The sequence below is a fragment of the Pseudomonas sp. GW821-FHT01A09 genome, assembly GCF_058986725.1.
The window spans coordinates 49,697-67,256 of record NZ_JBYSWB010000012.1; the positions used below are offsets into that span (position 1 = coordinate 49,697).

At 62.4% G+C, this 17,560-nt stretch carries 18 protein-coding genes; 10 read left to right on the top strand and 8 right to left on the bottom strand.

Annotated elements, in window-relative coordinates:
• Positions 1 to 118: 118 nt before the first annotated feature.
• Complete coding sequence (locus tag AC3WJP_RS15380) at positions 119 to 328, bottom strand: SEC-C metal-binding domain-containing protein (RefSeq protein WP_226505074.1); 210 nt, start codon at positions 326 to 328, stop codon at positions 119 to 121.
• Between the two features lie 6 nt (positions 329 to 334).
• The gene (locus AC3WJP_RS15385) at positions 335 to 838 is read right to left on the bottom strand and encodes an LEA/WHy family protein (RefSeq protein ID WP_493722191.1); all 504 of its coding nucleotides are present in this window, start codon (positions 836 to 838) and stop codon (positions 335 to 337) included.
• 152 nt (positions 839 to 990) lie between these two features.
• On the opposite strand from AC3WJP_RS15385, the gene AC3WJP_RS15390 reads away from it, so the two are divergent.
• Together AC3WJP_RS15390 and AC3WJP_RS15395 are read left to right on the top strand one after the other, a co-directional pair.
• Positions 991 to 1,500: a hypothetical protein gene (locus tag AC3WJP_RS15390; protein ID WP_493722190.1), complete on the top strand. Its 510-nt coding sequence runs from the start codon at positions 991 to 993 to the stop codon at positions 1,498 to 1,500.
• Positions 1,501 to 1,628: 128 nt separating this feature from the next.
• Positions 1,629 to 2,084 carry a hypothetical protein gene (locus AC3WJP_RS15395; RefSeq protein WP_493722189.1) on the top strand — a complete coding sequence of 152 codons (456 nt, stop codon included), beginning with the start codon at positions 1,629 to 1,631 and terminating at the stop codon, positions 2,082 to 2,084.
• 8 nt (positions 2,085 to 2,092) lie between these two features.
• Here AC3WJP_RS15395 and AC3WJP_RS15400 read toward each other — a convergent pair whose 3' ends face one another.
• Both AC3WJP_RS15400 and AC3WJP_RS15405 read right to left on the bottom strand, forming a co-directional pair.
• The gene (locus tag AC3WJP_RS15400; protein ID WP_493722188.1) at positions 2,093 to 2,569 is read right to left on the bottom strand and encodes a YchJ family protein; all 477 of its coding nucleotides are present in this window, start codon (positions 2,567 to 2,569) and stop codon (positions 2,093 to 2,095) included.
• 4 nt (positions 2,570 to 2,573) lie between these two features.
• The gene (locus tag AC3WJP_RS15405; RefSeq protein WP_493722187.1) at positions 2,574 to 3,071 is read right to left on the bottom strand and encodes a DUF6231 family protein; all 498 of its coding nucleotides are present in this window, start codon (positions 3,069 to 3,071) and stop codon (positions 2,574 to 2,576) included.
• 215 nt (positions 3,072 to 3,286) lie between these two features.
• On the opposite strand from AC3WJP_RS15405, the gene AC3WJP_RS15410 reads away from it, so the two are divergent.
• Positions 3,287 to 4,027 (top strand): PA1041 family peptidoglycan-binding anchor lipoprotein, encoded by a 741-nt coding sequence (locus AC3WJP_RS15410; protein WP_493722186.1) that lies wholly within the window; start codon positions 3,287 to 3,289, stop codon positions 4,025 to 4,027.
• A gap of 147 nt (positions 4,028 to 4,174) precedes the next feature.
• Positions 4,175 to 4,447: a DUF1145 domain-containing protein gene (locus AC3WJP_RS15415; protein ID WP_493722185.1), complete on the top strand. Its 273-nt coding sequence runs from the start codon at positions 4,175 to 4,177 to the stop codon at positions 4,445 to 4,447.
• Between the two features lie 24 nt (positions 4,448 to 4,471).
• Here the strand turns inward: AC3WJP_RS15415 and AC3WJP_RS15420 are convergent, their stop codons facing one another.
• Complete coding sequence (locus AC3WJP_RS15420) at positions 4,472 to 4,936, bottom strand: CopD family protein (RefSeq protein WP_493722184.1); 465 nt, start codon at positions 4,934 to 4,936, stop codon at positions 4,472 to 4,474.
• Between the two features lie 95 nt (positions 4,937 to 5,031).
• Between AC3WJP_RS15420 and dinG the strand changes: the two genes are divergently transcribed.
• From dinG to AC3WJP_RS15450, 6 genes are all read left to right on the top strand, one after another.
• Entirely contained in the window at positions 5,032 to 7,176 is a 2,145-nt protein-coding gene (gene dinG, locus AC3WJP_RS15425) for an ATP-dependent DNA helicase DinG (protein ID WP_493722183.1), read from the top strand.
• A 108-nt stretch (positions 7,177 to 7,284) separates the two neighbouring features.
• Positions 7,285 to 9,699 (top strand): beta-galactosidase, encoded by a 2,415-nt coding sequence (locus AC3WJP_RS15430; protein WP_493722182.1) that lies wholly within the window; start codon positions 7,285 to 7,287, stop codon positions 9,697 to 9,699.
• 111 nt (positions 9,700 to 9,810) lie between these two features.
• Positions 9,811 to 10,956 carry a serine hydrolase domain-containing protein gene (locus AC3WJP_RS15435; RefSeq protein ID WP_493722181.1) on the top strand — a complete coding sequence of 382 codons (1,146 nt, stop codon included), beginning with the start codon at positions 9,811 to 9,813 and terminating at the stop codon, positions 10,954 to 10,956.
• 110 nt (positions 10,957 to 11,066) lie between these two features.
• Positions 11,067 to 12,047, top strand: coding sequence for an OmpA family protein (locus AC3WJP_RS15440; protein ID WP_493722180.1), 981 nt, complete (start codon positions 11,067 to 11,069; stop codon positions 12,045 to 12,047).
• A gap of 17 nt (positions 12,048 to 12,064) precedes the next feature.
• Positions 12,065 to 12,712, top strand: coding sequence for a pyridoxamine 5'-phosphate oxidase (gene pdxH / locus AC3WJP_RS15445; protein WP_493722179.1), 648 nt, complete (start codon positions 12,065 to 12,067; stop codon positions 12,710 to 12,712).
• 191 nt (positions 12,713 to 12,903) lie between these two features.
• Entirely contained in the window at positions 12,904 to 13,368 is a 465-nt protein-coding gene (locus AC3WJP_RS15450) for an outer membrane lipoprotein (RefSeq protein WP_493722178.1), read from the top strand.
• A 73-nt stretch (positions 13,369 to 13,441) separates the two neighbouring features.
• Here the strand turns inward: AC3WJP_RS15450 and nhaA are convergent, their stop codons facing one another.
• The 3 genes from nhaA to AC3WJP_RS15465 all read right to left on the bottom strand — a co-directional run bounded on the left by nhaA (position 13,442) and on the right by AC3WJP_RS15465 (position 17,287).
• Positions 13,442 to 14,623 (bottom strand): Na+/H+ antiporter NhaA, encoded by a 1,182-nt coding sequence (gene nhaA, locus AC3WJP_RS15455; RefSeq protein ID WP_493722177.1) that lies wholly within the window; start codon positions 14,621 to 14,623, stop codon positions 13,442 to 13,444.
• A gap of 275 nt (positions 14,624 to 14,898) precedes the next feature.
• Positions 14,899 to 16,515, bottom strand: a complete 1,617-nt coding sequence (locus AC3WJP_RS15460) for an NAD(P)/FAD-dependent oxidoreductase (RefSeq protein ID WP_493722176.1) — start codon at positions 16,513 to 16,515, stop codon at positions 14,899 to 14,901.
• Between the two features lie 100 nt (positions 16,516 to 16,615).
• Positions 16,616 to 17,287, bottom strand: a complete 672-nt coding sequence (locus AC3WJP_RS15465) for a hypothetical protein (protein ID WP_493722175.1) — start codon at positions 17,285 to 17,287, stop codon at positions 16,616 to 16,618.
• Positions 17,288 to 17,560 lie beyond the last annotated feature (273 nt).

The following is a 17,560-nucleotide window of genomic DNA, read 5'->3' on the forward strand; positions in this document are numbered from 1 at the left end:
ACGGGGCGGGGTGTTTATTTTTCCGTGGGGCTGGTCCGCCGGAGGTGACGGCTTGGGCGGGTTGCCCGCGACGGGGCCCAGGTGAGCACCGTTCGCGGGCAGGCGTACCGCAGCGAGATCAAGCGCCGTGGCACTTCTTGAATTTCTTCGCGCTGCCGCAGGGGCAAGGATCGTTGCGGCCGACTTCCTTCAAGGCATTGCGCACCGGCTCTTGCGGAGCATGGTTGCAGTGCGGGCCGTGGACATGGCCGTGAGGCTCGTGATGGTCATGTGCATGGTCATGATCGTGGTTGCAGTCGGGGCCATGGACATGGGGTTGCTGGGTCATTTGAACTTACTCCGGAATATAATCGCCGGGAATTATCTCACCACTGCGATCCAGATGCAGGTTATGCCTGAATAAAAATCCGGTTTTCAGCCTGCCTTCCAGACGATAGGGAACGGGGCGGTCGGGATGCCTGAGCAGTTTGGCCAGGTCGCGCAGGTGTTCCCACAGATTGGTGCGCACCGGGATCTCGTAATACTCCTTGCTGTGGGCCGCCACGCTGAACCAGTCGTCGACCTCGCCATCGGTCAACAGCACGTCGCCCAGCGTCACGCGATAGATCAGCCCGCGCACTCGCAGGCGCGAGTCGTTGGGGTTGTCGATGCTGAACCGCAGCACGAAGCGCTGCTCGAGGACTTTCGCCTTGACCACCTCGACATGCACCAGATGCACTTCCGGATCGCGGTAATGGCCGCCGAACCATGACGAGCAGCCGCCGAGGCCGAGCAGCAATGCCAGGCCTAGCGCGTATTTGAACCAGACGGCGTATCTGAGGTGCGTCCTGTCGTTCATCGATGATTCCCTCTTGCCAGCAGTCTAACAAGCGCGGGGGCAGGGGCAAGCCCTGCGAGGGGATATCACGCGGGCCTTGTTGGGTAAAAAGCCCGTGGGTCATACTTGCCCCCAGCCGGCGCGGCCTGTGCGGCCCACTCAGGAGAATTGCCATGAGCGTTTACGAAATCGTTTTCACTGGCCAGGTGCTGCCCGGCGCGCGGCTGGAAGCGGTCAAGGCCAATCTCGCGCGGCTGTTTCAGGCCGACGAGCAGCGCATCGAGTTGTTGTTTTCCGGGCGCCGCCTGGTGCTCAAGAACAACCTCGATGCCGCCGCCGCCGAAAAGTATTGCTCGACGCTCGAGCGCGCAGGTGCTCTCGTGGAGGTGCTGGACCTCAGCGCCCAGGTCGAGGAAATCGAGATGGCGCCTGCGCCTGCGGTCGGGCGCGCCGAGGTGGTGCCGCGGGATGTCTATATGGCTGCATTCACCGAGGTCGACGCACCTGATTATGCGATTGCCGAAGTGGGCGCAGCGATGCAGCCGCCAAAACCGGATGTGCCGCCACCGGCACTGGACCTCAGCCAGCTGAGCCTGGCGCCTGCGGGCAGTGATCTGGGTCAGGCCAAAGCGGCGCCGGCCGGACCTGCGCCGGATACTTCGCATTTGCGGGTTGTGGAGTAAGCAGAAGGGCACTCGCGCTCAGTTGAAGACAGCCATCATAGGAAATGCTTGCCTGTAATCGCTTCTTGAAAGCGGCTCTTTCGCCGACGTAGTGAAATTTGCCGTTCACAACGATGATGGTAAAGATCATGCTCTCCGTATCAAATCAACCCCCTGCTATTGGATCCTTCGCGCCTCCCGGTATTGCCAACCTCGACGGCCCGAATTTGAATAAATTATATTGCCGACTGGAAAATATTAAGCAGGGACACGCGGTGCTACGCATGTTGCCCGATGGTGATTTTATCCTGGATGCTCCGCAGAGTCGCCATTTCAGCACTAGTAAGTCCGATACGGAAGAGCGGCGGCGTGCAGCGGCATTGTTCGAAGGCGGGAATCGGACTTCGGTGACCGTCAGTTCGGCGAGGGATGCATTGATAGCCGCCATGCTTAGCAAATGCCCGCATATTCCGAACGTCGACTTGTCACTGGAGCTTGCGAGCACCTTCGGTGCCAAGGTCAGCGTGCGCGCCGGCGACGGTAGAGCAGTCGAAAACGTTTTCGAGATTGACCGAGGCGTTTTGCCTAAGCCGCCTAGACACTGACACTTATTCTATTTCGCGCAATACCCCTGACAACACTTCTTGAACTTCTGCCCGCTCGCACAGGGGCAGGGGTCATTGCGTCCTGCATTCAGTCCCACCGTCGGATCGATGAAGTACCACCGCCCCTCGTTCTGCACGAAGGCCGAACGCTCGCGATGGCTGTGTTCGCCATTGCTGTCATGCCAGCGCGCAACAAAAGTGACGAACGCATGCTCGGGTTGTCCGCCGATGACCTGAGCGTTTTCGACTTCCAGGCCTAGCCAGGTGCTTTGCGCGCTCCATTGCTCGATGGCGTCGCGATCAAGGCCGGACTGCTGGGCCGGCAGTGTGGTGGCCAACAGGTAGTCGATATGGCCCAGCACGTAGGCACTGTAGCGCGAGCGCATCAACGCCTGGGCATAGGGCGCCGGGTGGCCGTCATGATAGTGACCACAGCAGGCGTTCAACAGGTTGCCGCTGCCGCAGGGGCAAATCGCCGTGCTCATAGGGTCACCACCAATATTTGCCGAAATTTTCCGGGTTGGCCCAGAACCGCGCATTGAGCCAGTCCGGCACCTGTTTGTATTCACGTAGATCATAGGTGAACAGGGTCAGCACCTGGCCGTCGCGCTCGAAACGCTGGTTCGCCTGCAGGGCCAGGGAGTAGAAGTCGGTATCGCTCCAACCGCTGGCGGCCAGGTCCACCAGCACGGCGATGCGGCTGGCGTTGAGGTTGCGGATGCCACCCAGCAGCTGTAAGCCTTCGCGCTTGGGCAGATGTTCGAGGCAATCGATGACCACTGCCAGGTCGAAGCGCTGGCTGGCGAGGTCCGCAGGCAGGGCGCCTGGGGCGCAGGACGAAATTTGCGAACCCGGGTGCGCCGCAGCGTAGGCGTCCAGCGCGGGGAATTGTCCGGCACCGACCACCAGCAGGCGCTGGGCGGCCTGTTGGTCGAGCAGGGCCGCCAAGGCCTGCTGGGGTGTGCGGGTGGAAAAGCCGTCAGTCATGGGTTGTCCTCGATCAGAACTGCCAAGACTAGCCGGGTCCCGCGTCGGAGCCTATAGCCAGGTCAATAATTGGCAAATTTCAATCACTTGCGAGGGAACTTTTTCAGACTGTCAATTTTTCCACAGCCCGCGCCGGCTTTAGCTTGTAGAGGCATCAAGGGCCTGCTTTACTGCATCTGAACCGGCATCGGCCGGTAGAAACCAGGAGTAAGACGATGAGAAATCTCACGCGGGGTTTTATCCCCGTTCTTCTGGTCAGTAGTGTTCTTTCGGGGTGCGCAATGACCACACACAGTGATGGCAGCGCACCGCTCAACCAAAGGAACTGGCCTATTTGCAGCGTGGTGGGCGGCCTGGTCGGCGGCGGCCTCGGTGCTATTGAAAGTGGAGCGTGGGCAGGGGGCGGTGCGGCCTTGGGGGCTATCGCCGGGGGGTTGATCTGCTTCGCCCATGACGGCGACGAAGATGGCGATGGGGTGTTCGACCGCCGCGATCGTTGCAAAGGGACGCCTCCTCATACACCAGTGAGTATGGCCAACGGTTGCCCGCTGCCGCAGTATCCTGCCAAAGCGCCAGCGGCGCCGCCGCCTCTGCCACCCGTGGCCGAGCAGGTGATTACCCTGAGCGATGCTGAAAACGTGCTGTTCGCGTTCGATTCCTCGGTACTGACGCCTGAGTTCCAGGCCGAGCTGAGCAAGTTGGTGGCGGATCTGGAGAAAGCCGACATCAAGGGCATCAAGGTTGTGGGGCATACCGACAGCGTTGGCACTGATGCCTACAACCAGAAGCTGTCCGAACGTCGCGCCGCTAGTGTGGTGAAATTCCTGACGGCCAAAGGCGTATCTTCCAGCCTGCTGACCAGTGAAGGAAAAGGTGAGAGCGAACCGGTAGCGGATAACGCCACTGCCGAAGGCCGATCGCAAAACCGCCGGGTGGAGTTGCATCTGACGCGTTGAAGCCATATCAATGTAGCGAGGGGGCTCGCCCCCGATAATCGGGGCTGCCGACGCAACCGGGTCTGGCACGGCCGTTGCGGCAAGCCCCCTCGCTACAGGGTTGGGCATCAGTTAAGGTAGGCTTTTTGGCTTTTACCGAGGTCGCCGATGAAAGGCCTGTTGTGGTTCGGCAAGATGCTTACTCTGCTGTTTTGGTGGGTGGTGCTGGTGAATCTGTTGGTGCCCTTGGGGCAGCCGTTCCAGCTGTCGATCCAGTTGGCCGCCTTGGCGCTGCTGGGGCTGCATGTGCTGGAACTGATCGGCTTCAACCGCCGCCTTCGCGGCCGCAGTCATCCATGGTTCGACCGCTTGCAGATCCTGCTGACCGGAATCTTCCACGTCATTTCCATACCTCGCGTGGCCCCGGCTGCCAAGGCTTGAATGTCTGTTATCACCGCCAGGCGCTCAGAACCACGGCCGCGCCGATGCCAGGGCAATCACCGCCAGGCCGATCAGCAGATTGACTGCGACGAGCCGGCGAATGCGCAACATCACCGCCGCGCCGCCAGCCCAGTCCTGAGCATCCACCGCGCGTCGCAGCTCGGGCAATTGCAAGCCTTGAACCCGCAGGAACAGCGCCGCCATGACCACATACAGGCCGATCATCGCCTGCACATAACGCGGCGCACCGTCGAAGCCGTGGTAGCGCAGGTGTAGCATGGCCACGCCGCTTATCGGAAGCGTCAGCAAACACAGCCAGACCCAGGAAAAGAAGCGTGGGAAAATTCCCGCCCATAATTCCAGACGCACCGGGCCCTCCAGGGTTGCAGCCGCCACGGGCCGCAAGATCATCCAAGCGAAGAACATCCCGCCGACCCACACCACCGATGCCAGGACGTGCAGGGTGTAGAAGAAGTTGAACAATGCCATGCATATCTCCGTTCGGCGTTCCGAGGTTTAGCGGGGTATGATAGCGACCCGATTGAAACACTGAAAATTTATACAGGCTTCAGCGCCCAAGACTCATGATCAGCACAGCACTCAAATCCCAGATCCAGGGCGCCTATTCGCGTTTCCTCGAAGCCAAGAGCCTCAAGCCACGCTATGGCCAGCGCTTGATGATCGCCGAGGTGGCCAAGGTCCTGGGTGACATCGAGGTCGACGAAGAAGGTCGCCGCAGTGGCCCGCCGGCCGTCGTGGCCGTGGAAGCCGGTACCGGTACCGGCAAGACGGTCGCCTATAGCCTGGCAACTATCCCGGCCGCCAAGGAGGCGGGCAAACGGTTGGTCATTGCCACCGCTACCGTGGCCTTGCAGGAGCAGATCGTCCACAAGGACCTGCCCGACCTGATGCGCAACAGCGGCCTGAGCTTCACCTTTGCGCTTGCCAAGGGGCGGGGCCGCTACCTGTGTCTGTCCAAGCTTGATGCCCTGCTGCAGGAGGGCCACGCGCAGACCGCCACGGCCCAGCTGTTCGAAGACGAGGGCTTCAAGATCGAGGTCGATGAAGTCAGCCAGAAGCTGTTCACCAGCATGATCGAGAAGCTCGCCGGCAATAAGTGGGACGGCGACCGCGACAGCTGGCCCCAGGCGCTGGAGGATCACCACTGGGCGCGGCTGACCACGGATCACAGCCAGTGCACCACCCGTCACTGTCCCAACTTTCAGCAGTGCGCGTTCTACAAGGCCCGCGAAGGCATGGGCAAGGTCGATGTCATCGTTACCAACCACGACATGGTGCTGGCCGACCTGGCTCTGGGCGGCGGCGCCGTGCTGCCCGACCCACGCGATACCCTTTATGTATTCGACGAGGGCCATCACCTGCCGGACAAGGCCATCGGTCACTTCGCTCATTACAGCCGTCTGCGCTCGACCGCCGACTGGCTGGAGCAGACCGCCAAGAATCTCACCAAGCTGTTGGCCCAGCATCCGCTGCCTGGCGACCTGGGCAAGCTCATCGAGCAGGTGCCGGAACTGGCGCGGGAGATCAAGGCGCAACAACAATTCATGTTCGCAGCCTGCGAACAGGTCGCTGACTTCAAACCTGGCGAAGACATGGAAGGCCGCGAGCGCCCACGCCATCGCTTCGTTGGCGGCGTGATTCCCGAGCACATGCGGGAAATGGGCGTCGAGCTGAAAAAAGGCTTCTCGCGCCTCACCGACCTGTTCACGCGCCTGAGCGATCTGCTCAAGGAAGGCATGGAAGGGGAGGTCAATATCGGCATTGCCAGCCACCAGGCCGAGGAGTGGTATCCGCTGTTCGGTACCTTGCTGGCACGTGCTTCCGGCAGTTGGGAACTATGGACCGCGTTCACCGCCGAAGACCCGGAAGACAGCGCTCCCATGGCGCGCTGGCTGACCTTGTCGGAAAGCGGCGCGCTGTACGACATCGAAGTCAACGCCAGCCCGATCCTGGCGGCGGAGATGCTGCGGCGCAATCTGTGGAATGTGGCGTACGGTTGCCTGGTCACCTCGGCGACCCTGACGGCACTCGGCAAGTTCGACCGCTATCGCATGCGCGCCGGCATTCCCAAGGACTCGGTAACCACGGTAGTGCCTAGCCCGTTTCACCATGCTGACGCTGGCGTCTTGCGGGTTCCGGACCTGGGCGCCGACCCTCGTGATGCCGCCGCGCACACCGCCGCCATCATCCGTGACTTGCCCGACCTGGTCGAAGGCTCGCGTGGCACTTTGGTGCTGTTCTCTTCCCGCAAGCAGATGCAGGACGTCTTCGACGGGCTGGATCGCGACTGGCGACGCCAGGTGTTCATTCAGGGCAACCTGTCCAAGCAGGAAACCCTCAACAAGCACAAGGCGCGGGTCGACGGCGGCGAAAGCAGCGTGCTGTTCGGCCTGGCCAGCTTCGCCGAGGGTGTCGACTTGCCAGGCGCCTATTGCGAACACGTGGTCATCGCCAAGATTCCCTTTGCCGTGCCGGACGACCCTGTCGAAGCCGCGCTGGCCGAATGGATCGAAGCGCGGGGCGGCAATCCGTTCATGGAAATCGCCGTGCCCGATGCCTCGCTGCGTTTGATTCAGGCCTGTGGTCGGCTACTGCGCACCGAGCAGGATCGCGGCACCATCACCCTGCTGGACCGCCGCGTCGTCACTCAGCGCTATGGCAAGGCGATCCTCAACGCACTGCCGCCCTTCCGCCGAGAAATCAGCTAGATCGCTTACCGCGCGGGCCCCGCCAGGGCAATGAGCGGAATGCCTTCTATGCTCTCTATACACAATCACCGAGGTCCGCCGGACCTCATCGAGGAGATACATCCATCTATGTTGCGCCGTTCCCTGCCCGCTGTTCTCGCGCTGATGTTCGCGGCCCCGCTGATGGCGGCCGAGGGCGAGGTCCCCACCGCGCCCGCCAACGCGCCGAGCCAGCTGCCAGTTGCTGCCGCGCCTGCTACTGCTACTCCGTCCACCGCTGAGCCGGTACCGGTCGCCCCTGCCGCAGACAGCGGCGCGCCTGCCCCTGCGGGCAGCGCGCAAGTGCTGTTCAGCTTCGTGCGGCCGACCGATACGGTCAAGATCACTGCGCAAGGCGCAGATCTGCCCCAGGCCAACGCCGAGCAGACCGCCGAGGGCGAAGTGTTGCGGCGGGTGACCTTCAGTGCGGCGGACAAGCCCGCCCTGCGCCTGGCACCTCCTACCGGCGTGTGGGACTGGCGGCAGAACAGCGCCATGACCCTGCGCGTGCAAAGTGCCATGGATTGGGCGCTGACCCTGTATGTCACGGTGCAAAGCACTGACGGCAAGACCCTCACCAGCCGCATCGATCTGCCGGCCGGCCCTGCGCAGACGGTGATCGTGCCTTTGCAGGCCAGTTCTCCGGCAAGCCAAGGTATGCGCGCCGGGCCGCCGATGCCGTGGACGCAGGATGGCCAACGGGTACTGCTGGCCAGCAGTGGCGGTGACTTGAGCCGCGACCAGGTGGCGTCGGTGACGCTGTCTTTGGACAAGCCCAACGTGGCTCAGAGCATTCTGATCGAGCGCGTTGCGCTGCTGTCCGGCGATACCCTGCAGAAAGCGGCCTACAGCCAGATCGTCGATGCCTATGGGCAGTTCACCCGCGGCCGCTGGCCTGAAAAGGTCAGCAGCGACGACCAGCTCAAGGCGCAAGCCGGCCGTGAACAGCAGCAACTCAAAGGCTGGCTGGCCGAGCGCAAGAACGCGCGCATAGATCGCTTCGGTGGCGTGACCGGCGGCGTGAGCTTCGACGCCACTGGGTTTTTCCGGACCCAAAAGCATGACGGTCGCTGGTATCTGGTAACGCCTGAAGGGCATCCGTTCTACTCGCTCGGCGTCAATGCGGTAACTGCCGACAATGAGCGTACCTATACAGAGGGCCGGGAGTGGATGTTTTCCAGCCTGCCCACGGCTGACGAGCCTGCCGCGGCTTTTTATGGCCAGCAGGATGATCGCAGTGGCAACGGATCGGCCCAGGGCATGGGTTACAACCATGGTCGCTGGTTCGATTTCTACGCCGCCAATCTGCAGCGCACCTACGGCAAACCCGGTGCGCCGGCGGCATTCGATGCCGCGCGCTGGCAGGCGCATACCCTCGACCGCCTGCAAGGCTGGGGTTTTAATACCATCGGCAACTGGAGCGCCGCTGGCCTGGAGAGTGCCGAGCGCGTGCCGTACACGCTACCGCTGTCGATCGTCGGTGATTACGCCAGCATCAGCACTGGCATGGATTGGTGGGGGCGCATGCCTGACCCGTTCGATCCACGCTTCGCCATGGCGACCGAGCGTGCCGTGGCCATCGCCGCCCGCGATCATCGCGAAGATCCTTGGCTGATCGGTTACTACGCGGACAACGAGCTCGCCTGGGCCGGCCCCGGTGCGACCGCCGAAACCCGTTACGCTCTGGCCTTGGGGACATTGAAGCTGACCACCGACATCCCGGCCAAACGCGCATTCCTCAAGCAGCTGCGCGACAAATATCGCAACCAGGAAGGGCTATCGAAAGCCTGGGGGATCGAATTGGCGGCTTGGGAGTTGATGGAAGATCCAGGCTTCCAGGGGCCATTGCCCAACTCCGAACATCCGCAGATCGAGGCCGATTACCAGCACTTCCAGGAAACCTTCGCGGACACCTACTTCAAGACGGTCTCCGATGCGCTGAAATGGCATGCGCCCAACCAGCTGTTGCTCGGCGGTCGCTTCGCCGTCAGTACTCCGGAAGCGGTCAAGGCCTGCGCCCAGTATTGCGATGTGTTGAGCTTCAACTTCTACACCCCGACTCCGCAGGATGGTTATGACTTCAAGGCCCTGGCGGCGCTGGACAAACCGGTGCTGGTCAGCGAGTTCCATTTTGGCTCTCGCGACCGCGGCCTGTTCTGGCCGGGGGTAATGGAAGTGGCCCATGAAGAGGATCGCGGCCCGGCCTACGATAAGTTCCTCGACGCAGCCTTGAAGGAACCGTCGATCGTCGGCGTGCATTGGTTCCAGTATCTGGATGAGCCCCTGACCGGGCGCTTGCTGGATGGCGAGAACGGCCACTTCGGCCTGGTGGCGATCACCGATCTGCCTTACTCGGGCTTTGTAACATCGGTGCGCAAGAGCAACCTCGCGGCGCTCGATCGCCTGCGCAAGCTGGCCCCAGCGGTCGCCGCGCCGATCGCTGACCACAGCGGCAAGGGCGGTGACCATGGCCCAGGGCATGGGGGCAAAGGCGGCAATCGCTGATTCCCTTCAGCTGATCGACCCATGGGTGCCACCTGGCGCTCATGGGTTCCCAAACGCCGCGCAGACTGGAACAATGCCCGCACTTTTGTTCATGGGTCGCGGGGGCTTTCGGTGCAGATTCAGGGTCATTACGAGCTTCAGTTCGAACCGGTGCGCGATGCGTTCGCTGCCTTGTTCGATGATCCCCAAGAGCGTGGTGCGGCGCTGTGCATCCAGGTCGGCGGCGAGTCCGTCATCGATCTCTGGGCCGGCACCGCCGACAAGGACGCCAGCCAGGCCTGGCACACCGATACCATCGCCAACCTGTTTTCCTGCACCAAGACCTTCACAGCGGTCACAGCCCTGCAACTGGTGGGCGAGGGCAAGCTCAGTCTCGACGCACCAGTTGCCCAGTACTGGCCGGCGTTCGCGGCGGCGGGCAAGGAGCGGGTGACCTTGCGCCACCTGCTCAGCCACCGCGCCGGCCTGCCTGCATTGCGTCAGCAACTGCCGGCCGAAGCCCTTTACGACTGGCAGGTGATGGTCGATGCCCTGGCTGCCGAGGCCCCCTGGTGGACACCGGGTACGGCTCATGGCTACGCGGCGATCACCTATGGCTGGTTGGTGGGCGAGTTGATTCGGATCGCCGATGGTCGCGGCCCGGGCGAGTCCATCGGCGCGCGAGTGGCGCGGCCATTGGGGCTGGACTTCCACGTCGGGCTGGATGACGAAGAATTCTACCGCGTCGCGCATATTGCCCGTGGTAAAGGCCACAGCGGCGACGACGCCTCGCGGCGTTTGCTGCAGGTGACGATGCGCGAGCCTGAGGCCCTCAGCACCAAGGCGTTCACCAACCCACCGTCGATTCTGACCAGCACCAACAAGTCCGAGTGGCGACGCATGCAACAGCCGGCGGCGAACGGCCACGGTAATGCGCGCAGTCTGGCGGGGTTCTACAGTGGTTTGCTGGACGGTCGGTTGCTGGAGCCGGAGTTACTCGACGAGCTGACTCGCGAGCACAGCCTCGGCCACGACCACACCTTGTTGACCTCCACGCGTTTCGGCCTGGGCTGCATGCTCGATCAGCCGCAGGTCGCCAATGCCACCTTCGGCCTCGGGCCCAAGGCGTTCGGCCACCCCGGGGCGGGTGGCTCCATCGGGTTCGCCGACCCCGAGCGGGACGTGGCTTTCGGTTTTGTCACCAACACCCTGGGCCCGTACATCCTCATGGATCCACGGGTACAACGGCTGTCGGCAGCCCTCGCAAGTTGTCTTTGAGCGAATCGACCGACGGTGCGCTATGATGCGCCGAATGTTCTACTATCCAATCAATAGTTTATGCGGGTTTGTTAACCCGATTTATCTTCACTTCACCTTGCGGACTGATCATGTTGCCGAATAAATCCTTCGCTTTTGCACTCTGCCTGGCCGTTACCGGTTGCGCGCAAACCCCGTCCCAGAGCGGTGCCGACACCGCTCCGCATTGGTGGCAGTTCGGCTTTCAACAACCGGCGGACAAGGGCGTCGAGCAGGCGGTGAATGATCGCGTCGCCAAGGCCGATGCGGCTTCCGATGCCAAGGCCCAGAGCGAAGGACACTGGTGGTGGCCGTTCGCTAGCAGCGACAAGCCAGCCGATGCCCCGGTGGTAGCGGCAGTTCCCAAGATCGATGCCAAAGCCACCAAGGCCTGGCTCGACAACTATGAGCCCAAGGTTCGCGAAGCCCTCAAGGACAGCAACTTCCAGGTCGAGCGTCGTGAAGATTTGCTGGTCATCACCGTGCCTGCGGACAGCAACTTCAACCCCAAGCGCCCGGAAATGCTCTTGCCGGTGACGCTGGGCCCGATCACTCGCGTTGCCAAGGTCATCGAGACCGATCCGAAAACCGCCGCGTTGGTGCTCGGTCATGCCGATACCAGTGGTGCGACCAGCGCCAACCAGGCTTTGAGCCTGCAGCGCGCGCAGTCAGTGGCGTCGATCTTCCGCCTGAGCGGCCTGCAGCGTGACCGTCTCAACCTGCGTGGCATGGGCTCGGTGATGCCGCGTGCTGCCAATGACAGCGTCGAGGGTCGCGCCCTCAACCGTCGCGTCGAAATCATGCTGACCCCGCAAGACACCATGATCGCACTGGTCGCCCGCTATAATCAGCCGACGCCACCAGCCGCCGAAATGGTCGCGGTCCAGGACGTCAAGCCGCTGCCGGCAACCACGGCTGCTACGCCTGCCACTTCCAAGAAAGCCGCTGGCAAAAAAGCCGCCGCCGCCAAACCCGCTGCGACCAAGAAGAAAGCCGCTCCCGCCAAGGCTGCTGCTCCGGCGAAGAAAGTAGTGGCCAAGAAAGCCACCACCGACACCACCAGCAATAACTGAGGGGCGCAAGCAAAGCCATGAGCCAGTCCATCGCTGACATGCGTCGCGACTACACCCGTGACGGGCTGACCGAGGCGCAAGCCCCGGCCGAGCCCTTTGCGCTGTTTCGGCGCTGGTTCGACGAGGCCGTCAAGACCGAGAAGCCTCCCGTCGAAGCCAATGCCATGATGGTGGCTACCGTGGATGCGCAAGGGCGTCCACATTGCCGGGTATTGTTGCTCAAGGGCCTGGATGATCAGGGCTTCACCTTCTTCAGCAATTACAACAGTGCCAAGGGCCAGCAACTGGCTGATACCGGGCTCGGTGCGATGACCTTTTTCTGGCCGACACTCGAGCGCCAGGTGCGTATCGAAGGGCGAGTGGTCAAGGTCAGCGCGGCGGAGTCCGATGCGTATTACCAAGTGCGCCCCTTGGGCAGCCGTCTGGGCGCTTGGGCATCGCCCCAGAGCCAAGTCATAGGTGATCGCGCCGAGCTGGAGACGCTGCTGGCGCAGACCCAGCAGCGCTTTGCCGATGACGCGCCCACTTGTCCCCCTCATTGGGGCGGCTATCGACTGCTGCCCGAGCGCATCGAGTTCTGGCAAGGCCGCCCGAGCCGTCTGCATGACCGCCTCAATTTCCGCCTCGAAGGGAGTGCCTGGACGCGTGAGCGCCTGGCACCCTGACCCCCCCCGGTACGATGCGCCTGACCTTTCGGGTGCTTGTGCTGTCGACTGAACAAGGCCGTTGCAGCGATGCCAGCGCCGACGGAAATGTCTGTACCTGAGCTGAATGGAATCAAATTTATACAGCTTGTGTCGTGACACCGGGCATGCTGCGGCGTCTAATAGCTATCTGCCAATCTGGAGTATTTCTCATGCGTAAATCTGTTGTGCTGGTTGCCTTTTTCACCACCATGTCGCTGCTGCTGAGCGGTTGCATGTCCGATCTGAGCGGTGACTCCTACTCCCGCGATGAAGCGCGCCGCGTTCAGACTGTGCGCATGGGCACCATCGACTCGCTGCGGCCGGTCAAGATCGAAGGCAGCAAGACCCCGATTGGCGCCGGTGCGGGTGCCGTAGTCGGTGGCGTCGCCGGCAGCGCCATCGGTGGCGGCCGTGGCAGCATCATTACCGCTGTGATCGGCGCTGTCGCCGGTGGCCTGGCGGGCTCGGCGGCAGAAGAAGGCCTGACCAAAACCCAAGGCGTGGAAATCACTGTTCGCGAAGACGACGGCAGCATGCGAGCCTATGTTCAGGCCGTGCAGGAAAACGAGATTTTCCGCGTCGGTGAGCGCGTTCGCATCATGACTGTCGATGGCACCAGCCGCGTCACTCACTAAGCGCAAGCCCCAACAAAAAGCGGACCCTTACATACAAGGGCCCGCTTTTTTTATGTGCGCTGGTTGCCGTGCTTCACGCCGCAGTGGCGCTCCTCCGGCTGGCTGTGGCGGTGATCGCGTAGCCCAGCAATGCAGCAATCACCGATCCGGTGAGGATCCCCATGCGGTCTTCGCCGGCATATTCGCTGACCCCCGGCACGAACGCCAACGAGCCCACGAACAGGCTCATGGTGAAGCCGATGCCGCAGAGTACCGCCACGCCGAATACCTGGCCCCAGTTGGCGCCAGCGGGCAACGCGGCCATGCCAGTCTTGATCGCCAGCCAGGTCAGGCCGAACACACCGACGGTCTTGCCCAGCAGCAAACCTGCGGCGATACCCATGGGCACATGGTGGGTGAAGCTGTCCAGAGTGACGCCCTTGAGGGACAGCCCGGCGTTGGCGAACGCGAACAGCGGCAGGATCGCGTACGCCACCCAAGGGTGCAGGGCGTGCTCCAGGGTGGCGAGTGGGGCAGGCTTGTTGCCTGTGCGCAGTGGAATGCAAAAAGCCAGGGCCACGCCCGCCAAGGTCGCGTGCACGCCGCTCTTGAGCACACAGACCCAAAGCACCGCGCCGACGATCAGGTAGGGCGCCAGGCGTACTACGCCCAGGCGGTTCATGCCGATCAGCACCGCCAGGCAAGCGGCTGCCAGTAACAGGGCCATGCTCGAGAGTTCGCTGGTGTAGAACAAGGCGATGATAACGATGGCGCCCAGGTCGTCGATGATCGCCAGGGTCATCAGGAACAGCTTGAGGCTGGTGGGCACGCGATTGCCCAGTAGCGCCAGCACGCCCAGCGCGAAAGCGATGTCCGTGGCGGTGGGGATGGCCCAGCCGGCCAGCGCTGCGGAGTCATGGTGGTTGAGCCACCAGTAGATCAACGCCGGCACCAGCATGCCGCCAACGGCGGCGGCGCCGGGCAGAACGATCTGAGCCGGGTTGGACAGTTGGCCCGCCAGCACTTCGCGTTTGACCTCCAGCCCGATCAGCAGGAAGAACAACGCCATGAGTCCGTCGTTGATCCACAGCAGCAAGGGCTTGTCGATCTTCAGCGCGCCGATCTGCGCCACCACCTGAGTATCGAGGAAGCCTTGATAGAACACTGAAAGGGGCGAATTGTTGACGATCAGTGCCAATACGGCACCCGCGATCAGCAGCAGGCCGCTGGACGCTTCCATTTGGATAAAACGGTTCAAAGCGCCGCGAATACGCATGGCAGCCTCGTTCTGGGACGTTGAAGGACCGCCACCCTAACCTGTGCGCGCGGGTGTTAAAACAAAAGTTATATTCTTTTTTGTTATAAGCGGCAGGGCCGGGAGTTTCGCGGTTTTGAGCCGATAGGACGAGTCTGATAAGTGTTACAACCCGTTTCGCCCACCGATGAATGAGCAACCCTGTGGCGAGGGGGCTTGCCCCCGATACGGTGTACCAGCCACTGATATGGCGTCTGACGCACTGTATCGGGGGCAAGCCCCCTCGCTACAGAAGCTCAGAGGGTTGCAATACCGAGAATATCCCGCGCCACTGCCTCGGCGATGCGGATGCCGTCGACACCGGCCGACAGAATGCCGCCCGCATAGCCGGCGCCTTCACCCGCCGGGAACAGGCCGCGAACGTTGAGGCTCTGCAAGTCGGCACCACGGGTAATACGCAGTGGCGAGGAGGTCCGGGTCTCGATGCCGGTGAGAATCGCGTCATGCATGGCATAGCCTTTGATCTGCCGGTTGAACGCTGGCAGCGCTTCGCGGATCGCCTCGATGGCAAAAGCCGGCAGCGCCAACGCCAGGTCACCCAACGACACCCCGGGCTTGTACGACGGTTCGACGCTGCCCAGTTCGGTGGAAGCCTTGGCGGCGATGAAATCCCCTACCAATTGCGCGGGCGCTTGATAGTTGCTGCCCCCGAGCAGATAGGCCTTGGATTCCAGCTGCTCTTGCAACTCGATCCCGGCCAGCGGGCCGCCCGGATAATCCTGCTCGGGGGTAATGCCGACCACGATGCCGGAGTTGGCGTTGCGCTCGTTGCGCGAATACTGACTCATGCCGTTGGTGACCACGCGCTCGGGTTCCGAGGTCGCCGCCACTACAGTACCGCCTGGGCACATGCAGAAGCTGTAGACCGAGCGGCCATTCTTGGCGTGGTACACCAGCTTGTAGTCGGCCGCGCCGAGTTTCGGGTGCCCGGCGTACTTGCCCAGGCGCGCCTGGTCGATGACGGTCTGCGGGTGCTCGATACGAAAACCCACCGAGAACGGCTTGGCTTCCATGAACACATCACGGGCGTGCAGCATGCGGAAGGTATCGCGGGCGCTATGACCCAACGCCAACACCACGTGACGGGACAGCAGCTGTTCACCGCTGGCCAGCTCGACACCCTGCAGTTGACCGTTGTCGATCAGCACGTCGGTGACTTTCTGTTCGAAGCGCACCTCACCACCCAGGGCTTCGATTTCCTTGCGCATGGTTTCGACCATGCCGGTCAGGCGGAAAGTACCGATGTGCGGCTTGGAGACATAGAGGATTTCTTCTGGCGCACCGGCACGGACGAACTCGTGCAACACCTTGCGACCGTGGTGCAGTGGGTCCTTGATCTGGCTGTAGAGCTTGCCATCGGAGAAGGTCCCGGCTCCGCCTTCGCCAAACTGCACGTTGGATTCAGGGTTGAGCACGCTTTTGCGCCACAGGCCCCAGGTGTCCTTGGTGCGTTGCCGGACTTCGCGGCCGCGTTCCAGCACGATCGGCTTGAAGCCCATTTGCGCCAGCAGCAACGCGGCAAAAATGCCGCAAGGGCCAAAGCCGACCACCAACGGGCGCTCGCGCAGATCGGCCGGCGCCTGGCCGACTGACTTGTAGGTGACGTCCGGCGCCGGATTGACGTTGTGATCGTCGGCGAATCTGTGCAGCAGCGGCGCTTCGTCCGCGACTTCCAGATCGATGGTGTAGATGAACTGCAACTCGCTGTTTTTCTTGCGGGCATCGTAGCTGCGCTTGAACAGGGTGAAGTTCAGCAGCTCAGCGTCGGTAATGCCCAGGCGCTGCACGATGGCAGGGCGCAAGGCCTCGTCGGTATGGTCGAGGGGCAGCTTGAGTTCGGTGATTCGTAACATGACAGGTCCAATATCCGAGCCGCAGGGACGGCCCGGCAGCTTTTTCTAGCCGGCGATTATAAGCTGCCAGAGGCCGCCTGCGTCAGGCTAAATCGGACGTTCAGTCGTTGCGCGCACCACCGAAATAGCCACAGCCGCGCTGAGCCTGGCCGTTGACGCGGATTTCGGCAGTCAGAAACTGCACGCTGGCACCGTCGACGCAGCGCTGTGGCGCCAACCAGACATCGATGCGCTGGTCGTTGGCGGCGCTCGACAGGTTAAGGCGGCCGTCGGGCAGTTGTTCTTCCAGATAGGGCAGGGCCAGGGGCGCTTCGCCTGCACGGTTGAGGACCATGCCGCTGCCGCTGACTTTGAGTTCCCATTCAGGGTTGTGACCGCTGGCATGCACGGTTTGCAGCTTGAAATTAGGGTCGCTGCAGGCCGTATTGGAACGTTCGACGCGGTACAGCTGGGACAGCTTGAGGGTGCCGTCCATGCCGCCGGTCTTGCTGGCGTCGAAGCTGCCCCGCAGGTCAACGAACAGAGTGCCAGGCTTGCTTGCCAGGTCCCCGGCTTCCTGCAGTACGCCGGTGTTGCCGACATCGGTCACCGCGAAGCGTCGTTGTTCGCCACAAGGTTGAAACAGCAGATGACCGCCTTCGCCCAGCAATGCGCCTTGCATGCGCGTGAGGCCGGCATTGGGATGCGGTTCGCTGACGCCCAGGCCGAGCATCTGACAGGCGGAAAACAACGGGAGGAGAGTGAGGAGTGCAACGGTGCGCAGGTGGTGCATTGACGGGGCTCCTTGGACGAGGCGGCCACCGTAGCACAGGCAATAAGGGTAAACGTCAAAACGGTGTTGGGGATGACTGTACGCGGTGTCAGGACGGGCCCCTTCGCGAGCAAGCTTGGCTCCTACAAGGCGAGCCGCACACCTGTGGGAGCAAGGCTTGCCCGCGAAGAGGCCATCAGCCACGCTGAAAGATCACCCGCAGAGATACGCCTCTAAGCAGTATCAGGACGGGCCCCTTCGCGAGCAAGCTTTGCTCCTACAAGGCGAGTCACA

Coding starts and splice junctions, on each gene's coding strand:
- AC3WJP_RS15380 (WP_226505074.1), bottom strand. CDS start 328: ATGACCCAGCAACCCCATGTCCATGGCCCCGACTGCAACCACGATCAT.
- AC3WJP_RS15385 (WP_493722191.1), bottom strand. CDS start 838: ATGAACGACAGGACGCACCTCAGATACGCCGTCTGGTTCAAATACGCG.
- AC3WJP_RS15390 (WP_493722190.1), top strand. CDS start 991: ATGAGCGTTTACGAAATCGTTTTCACTGGCCAGGTGCTGCCCGGCGCG.
- AC3WJP_RS15395 (WP_493722189.1), top strand. CDS start 1,629: ATGCTCTCCGTATCAAATCAACCCCCTGCTATTGGATCCTTCGCGCCT.
- AC3WJP_RS15400 (WP_493722188.1), bottom strand. CDS start 2,569: ATGAGCACGGCGATTTGCCCCTGCGGCAGCGGCAACCTGTTGAACGCC.
- AC3WJP_RS15405 (WP_493722187.1), bottom strand. CDS start 3,071: ATGACTGACGGCTTTTCCACCCGCACACCCCAGCAGGCCTTGGCGGCC.
- AC3WJP_RS15410 (WP_493722186.1), top strand. CDS start 3,287: ATGAGAAATCTCACGCGGGGTTTTATCCCCGTTCTTCTGGTCAGTAGT.
- AC3WJP_RS15415 (WP_493722185.1), top strand. CDS start 4,175: ATGAAAGGCCTGTTGTGGTTCGGCAAGATGCTTACTCTGCTGTTTTGG.
- AC3WJP_RS15420 (WP_493722184.1), bottom strand. CDS start 4,936: ATGGCATTGTTCAACTTCTTCTACACCCTGCACGTCCTGGCATCGGTG.
- dinG (WP_493722183.1), top strand. CDS start 5,032: ATGATCAGCACAGCACTCAAATCCCAGATCCAGGGCGCCTATTCGCGT.
- AC3WJP_RS15430 (WP_493722182.1), top strand. CDS start 7,285: ATGTTGCGCCGTTCCCTGCCCGCTGTTCTCGCGCTGATGTTCGCGGCC.
- AC3WJP_RS15440 (WP_493722180.1), top strand. CDS start 11,067: ATGTTGCCGAATAAATCCTTCGCTTTTGCACTCTGCCTGGCCGTTACC.
- pdxH (WP_493722179.1), top strand. CDS start 12,065: ATGAGCCAGTCCATCGCTGACATGCGTCGCGACTACACCCGTGACGGG.
- AC3WJP_RS15450 (WP_493722178.1), top strand. CDS start 12,904: ATGCGTAAATCTGTTGTGCTGGTTGCCTTTTTCACCACCATGTCGCTG.
- nhaA (WP_493722177.1), bottom strand. CDS start 14,623: ATGCGTATTCGCGGCGCTTTGAACCGTTTTATCCAAATGGAAGCGTCC.
- AC3WJP_RS15460 (WP_493722176.1), bottom strand. CDS start 16,515: ATGTTACGAATCACCGAACTCAAGCTGCCCCTCGACCATACCGACGAG.
- AC3WJP_RS15465 (WP_493722175.1), bottom strand. CDS start 17,287: ATGCACCACCTGCGCACCGTTGCACTCCTCACTCTCCTCCCGTTGTTT.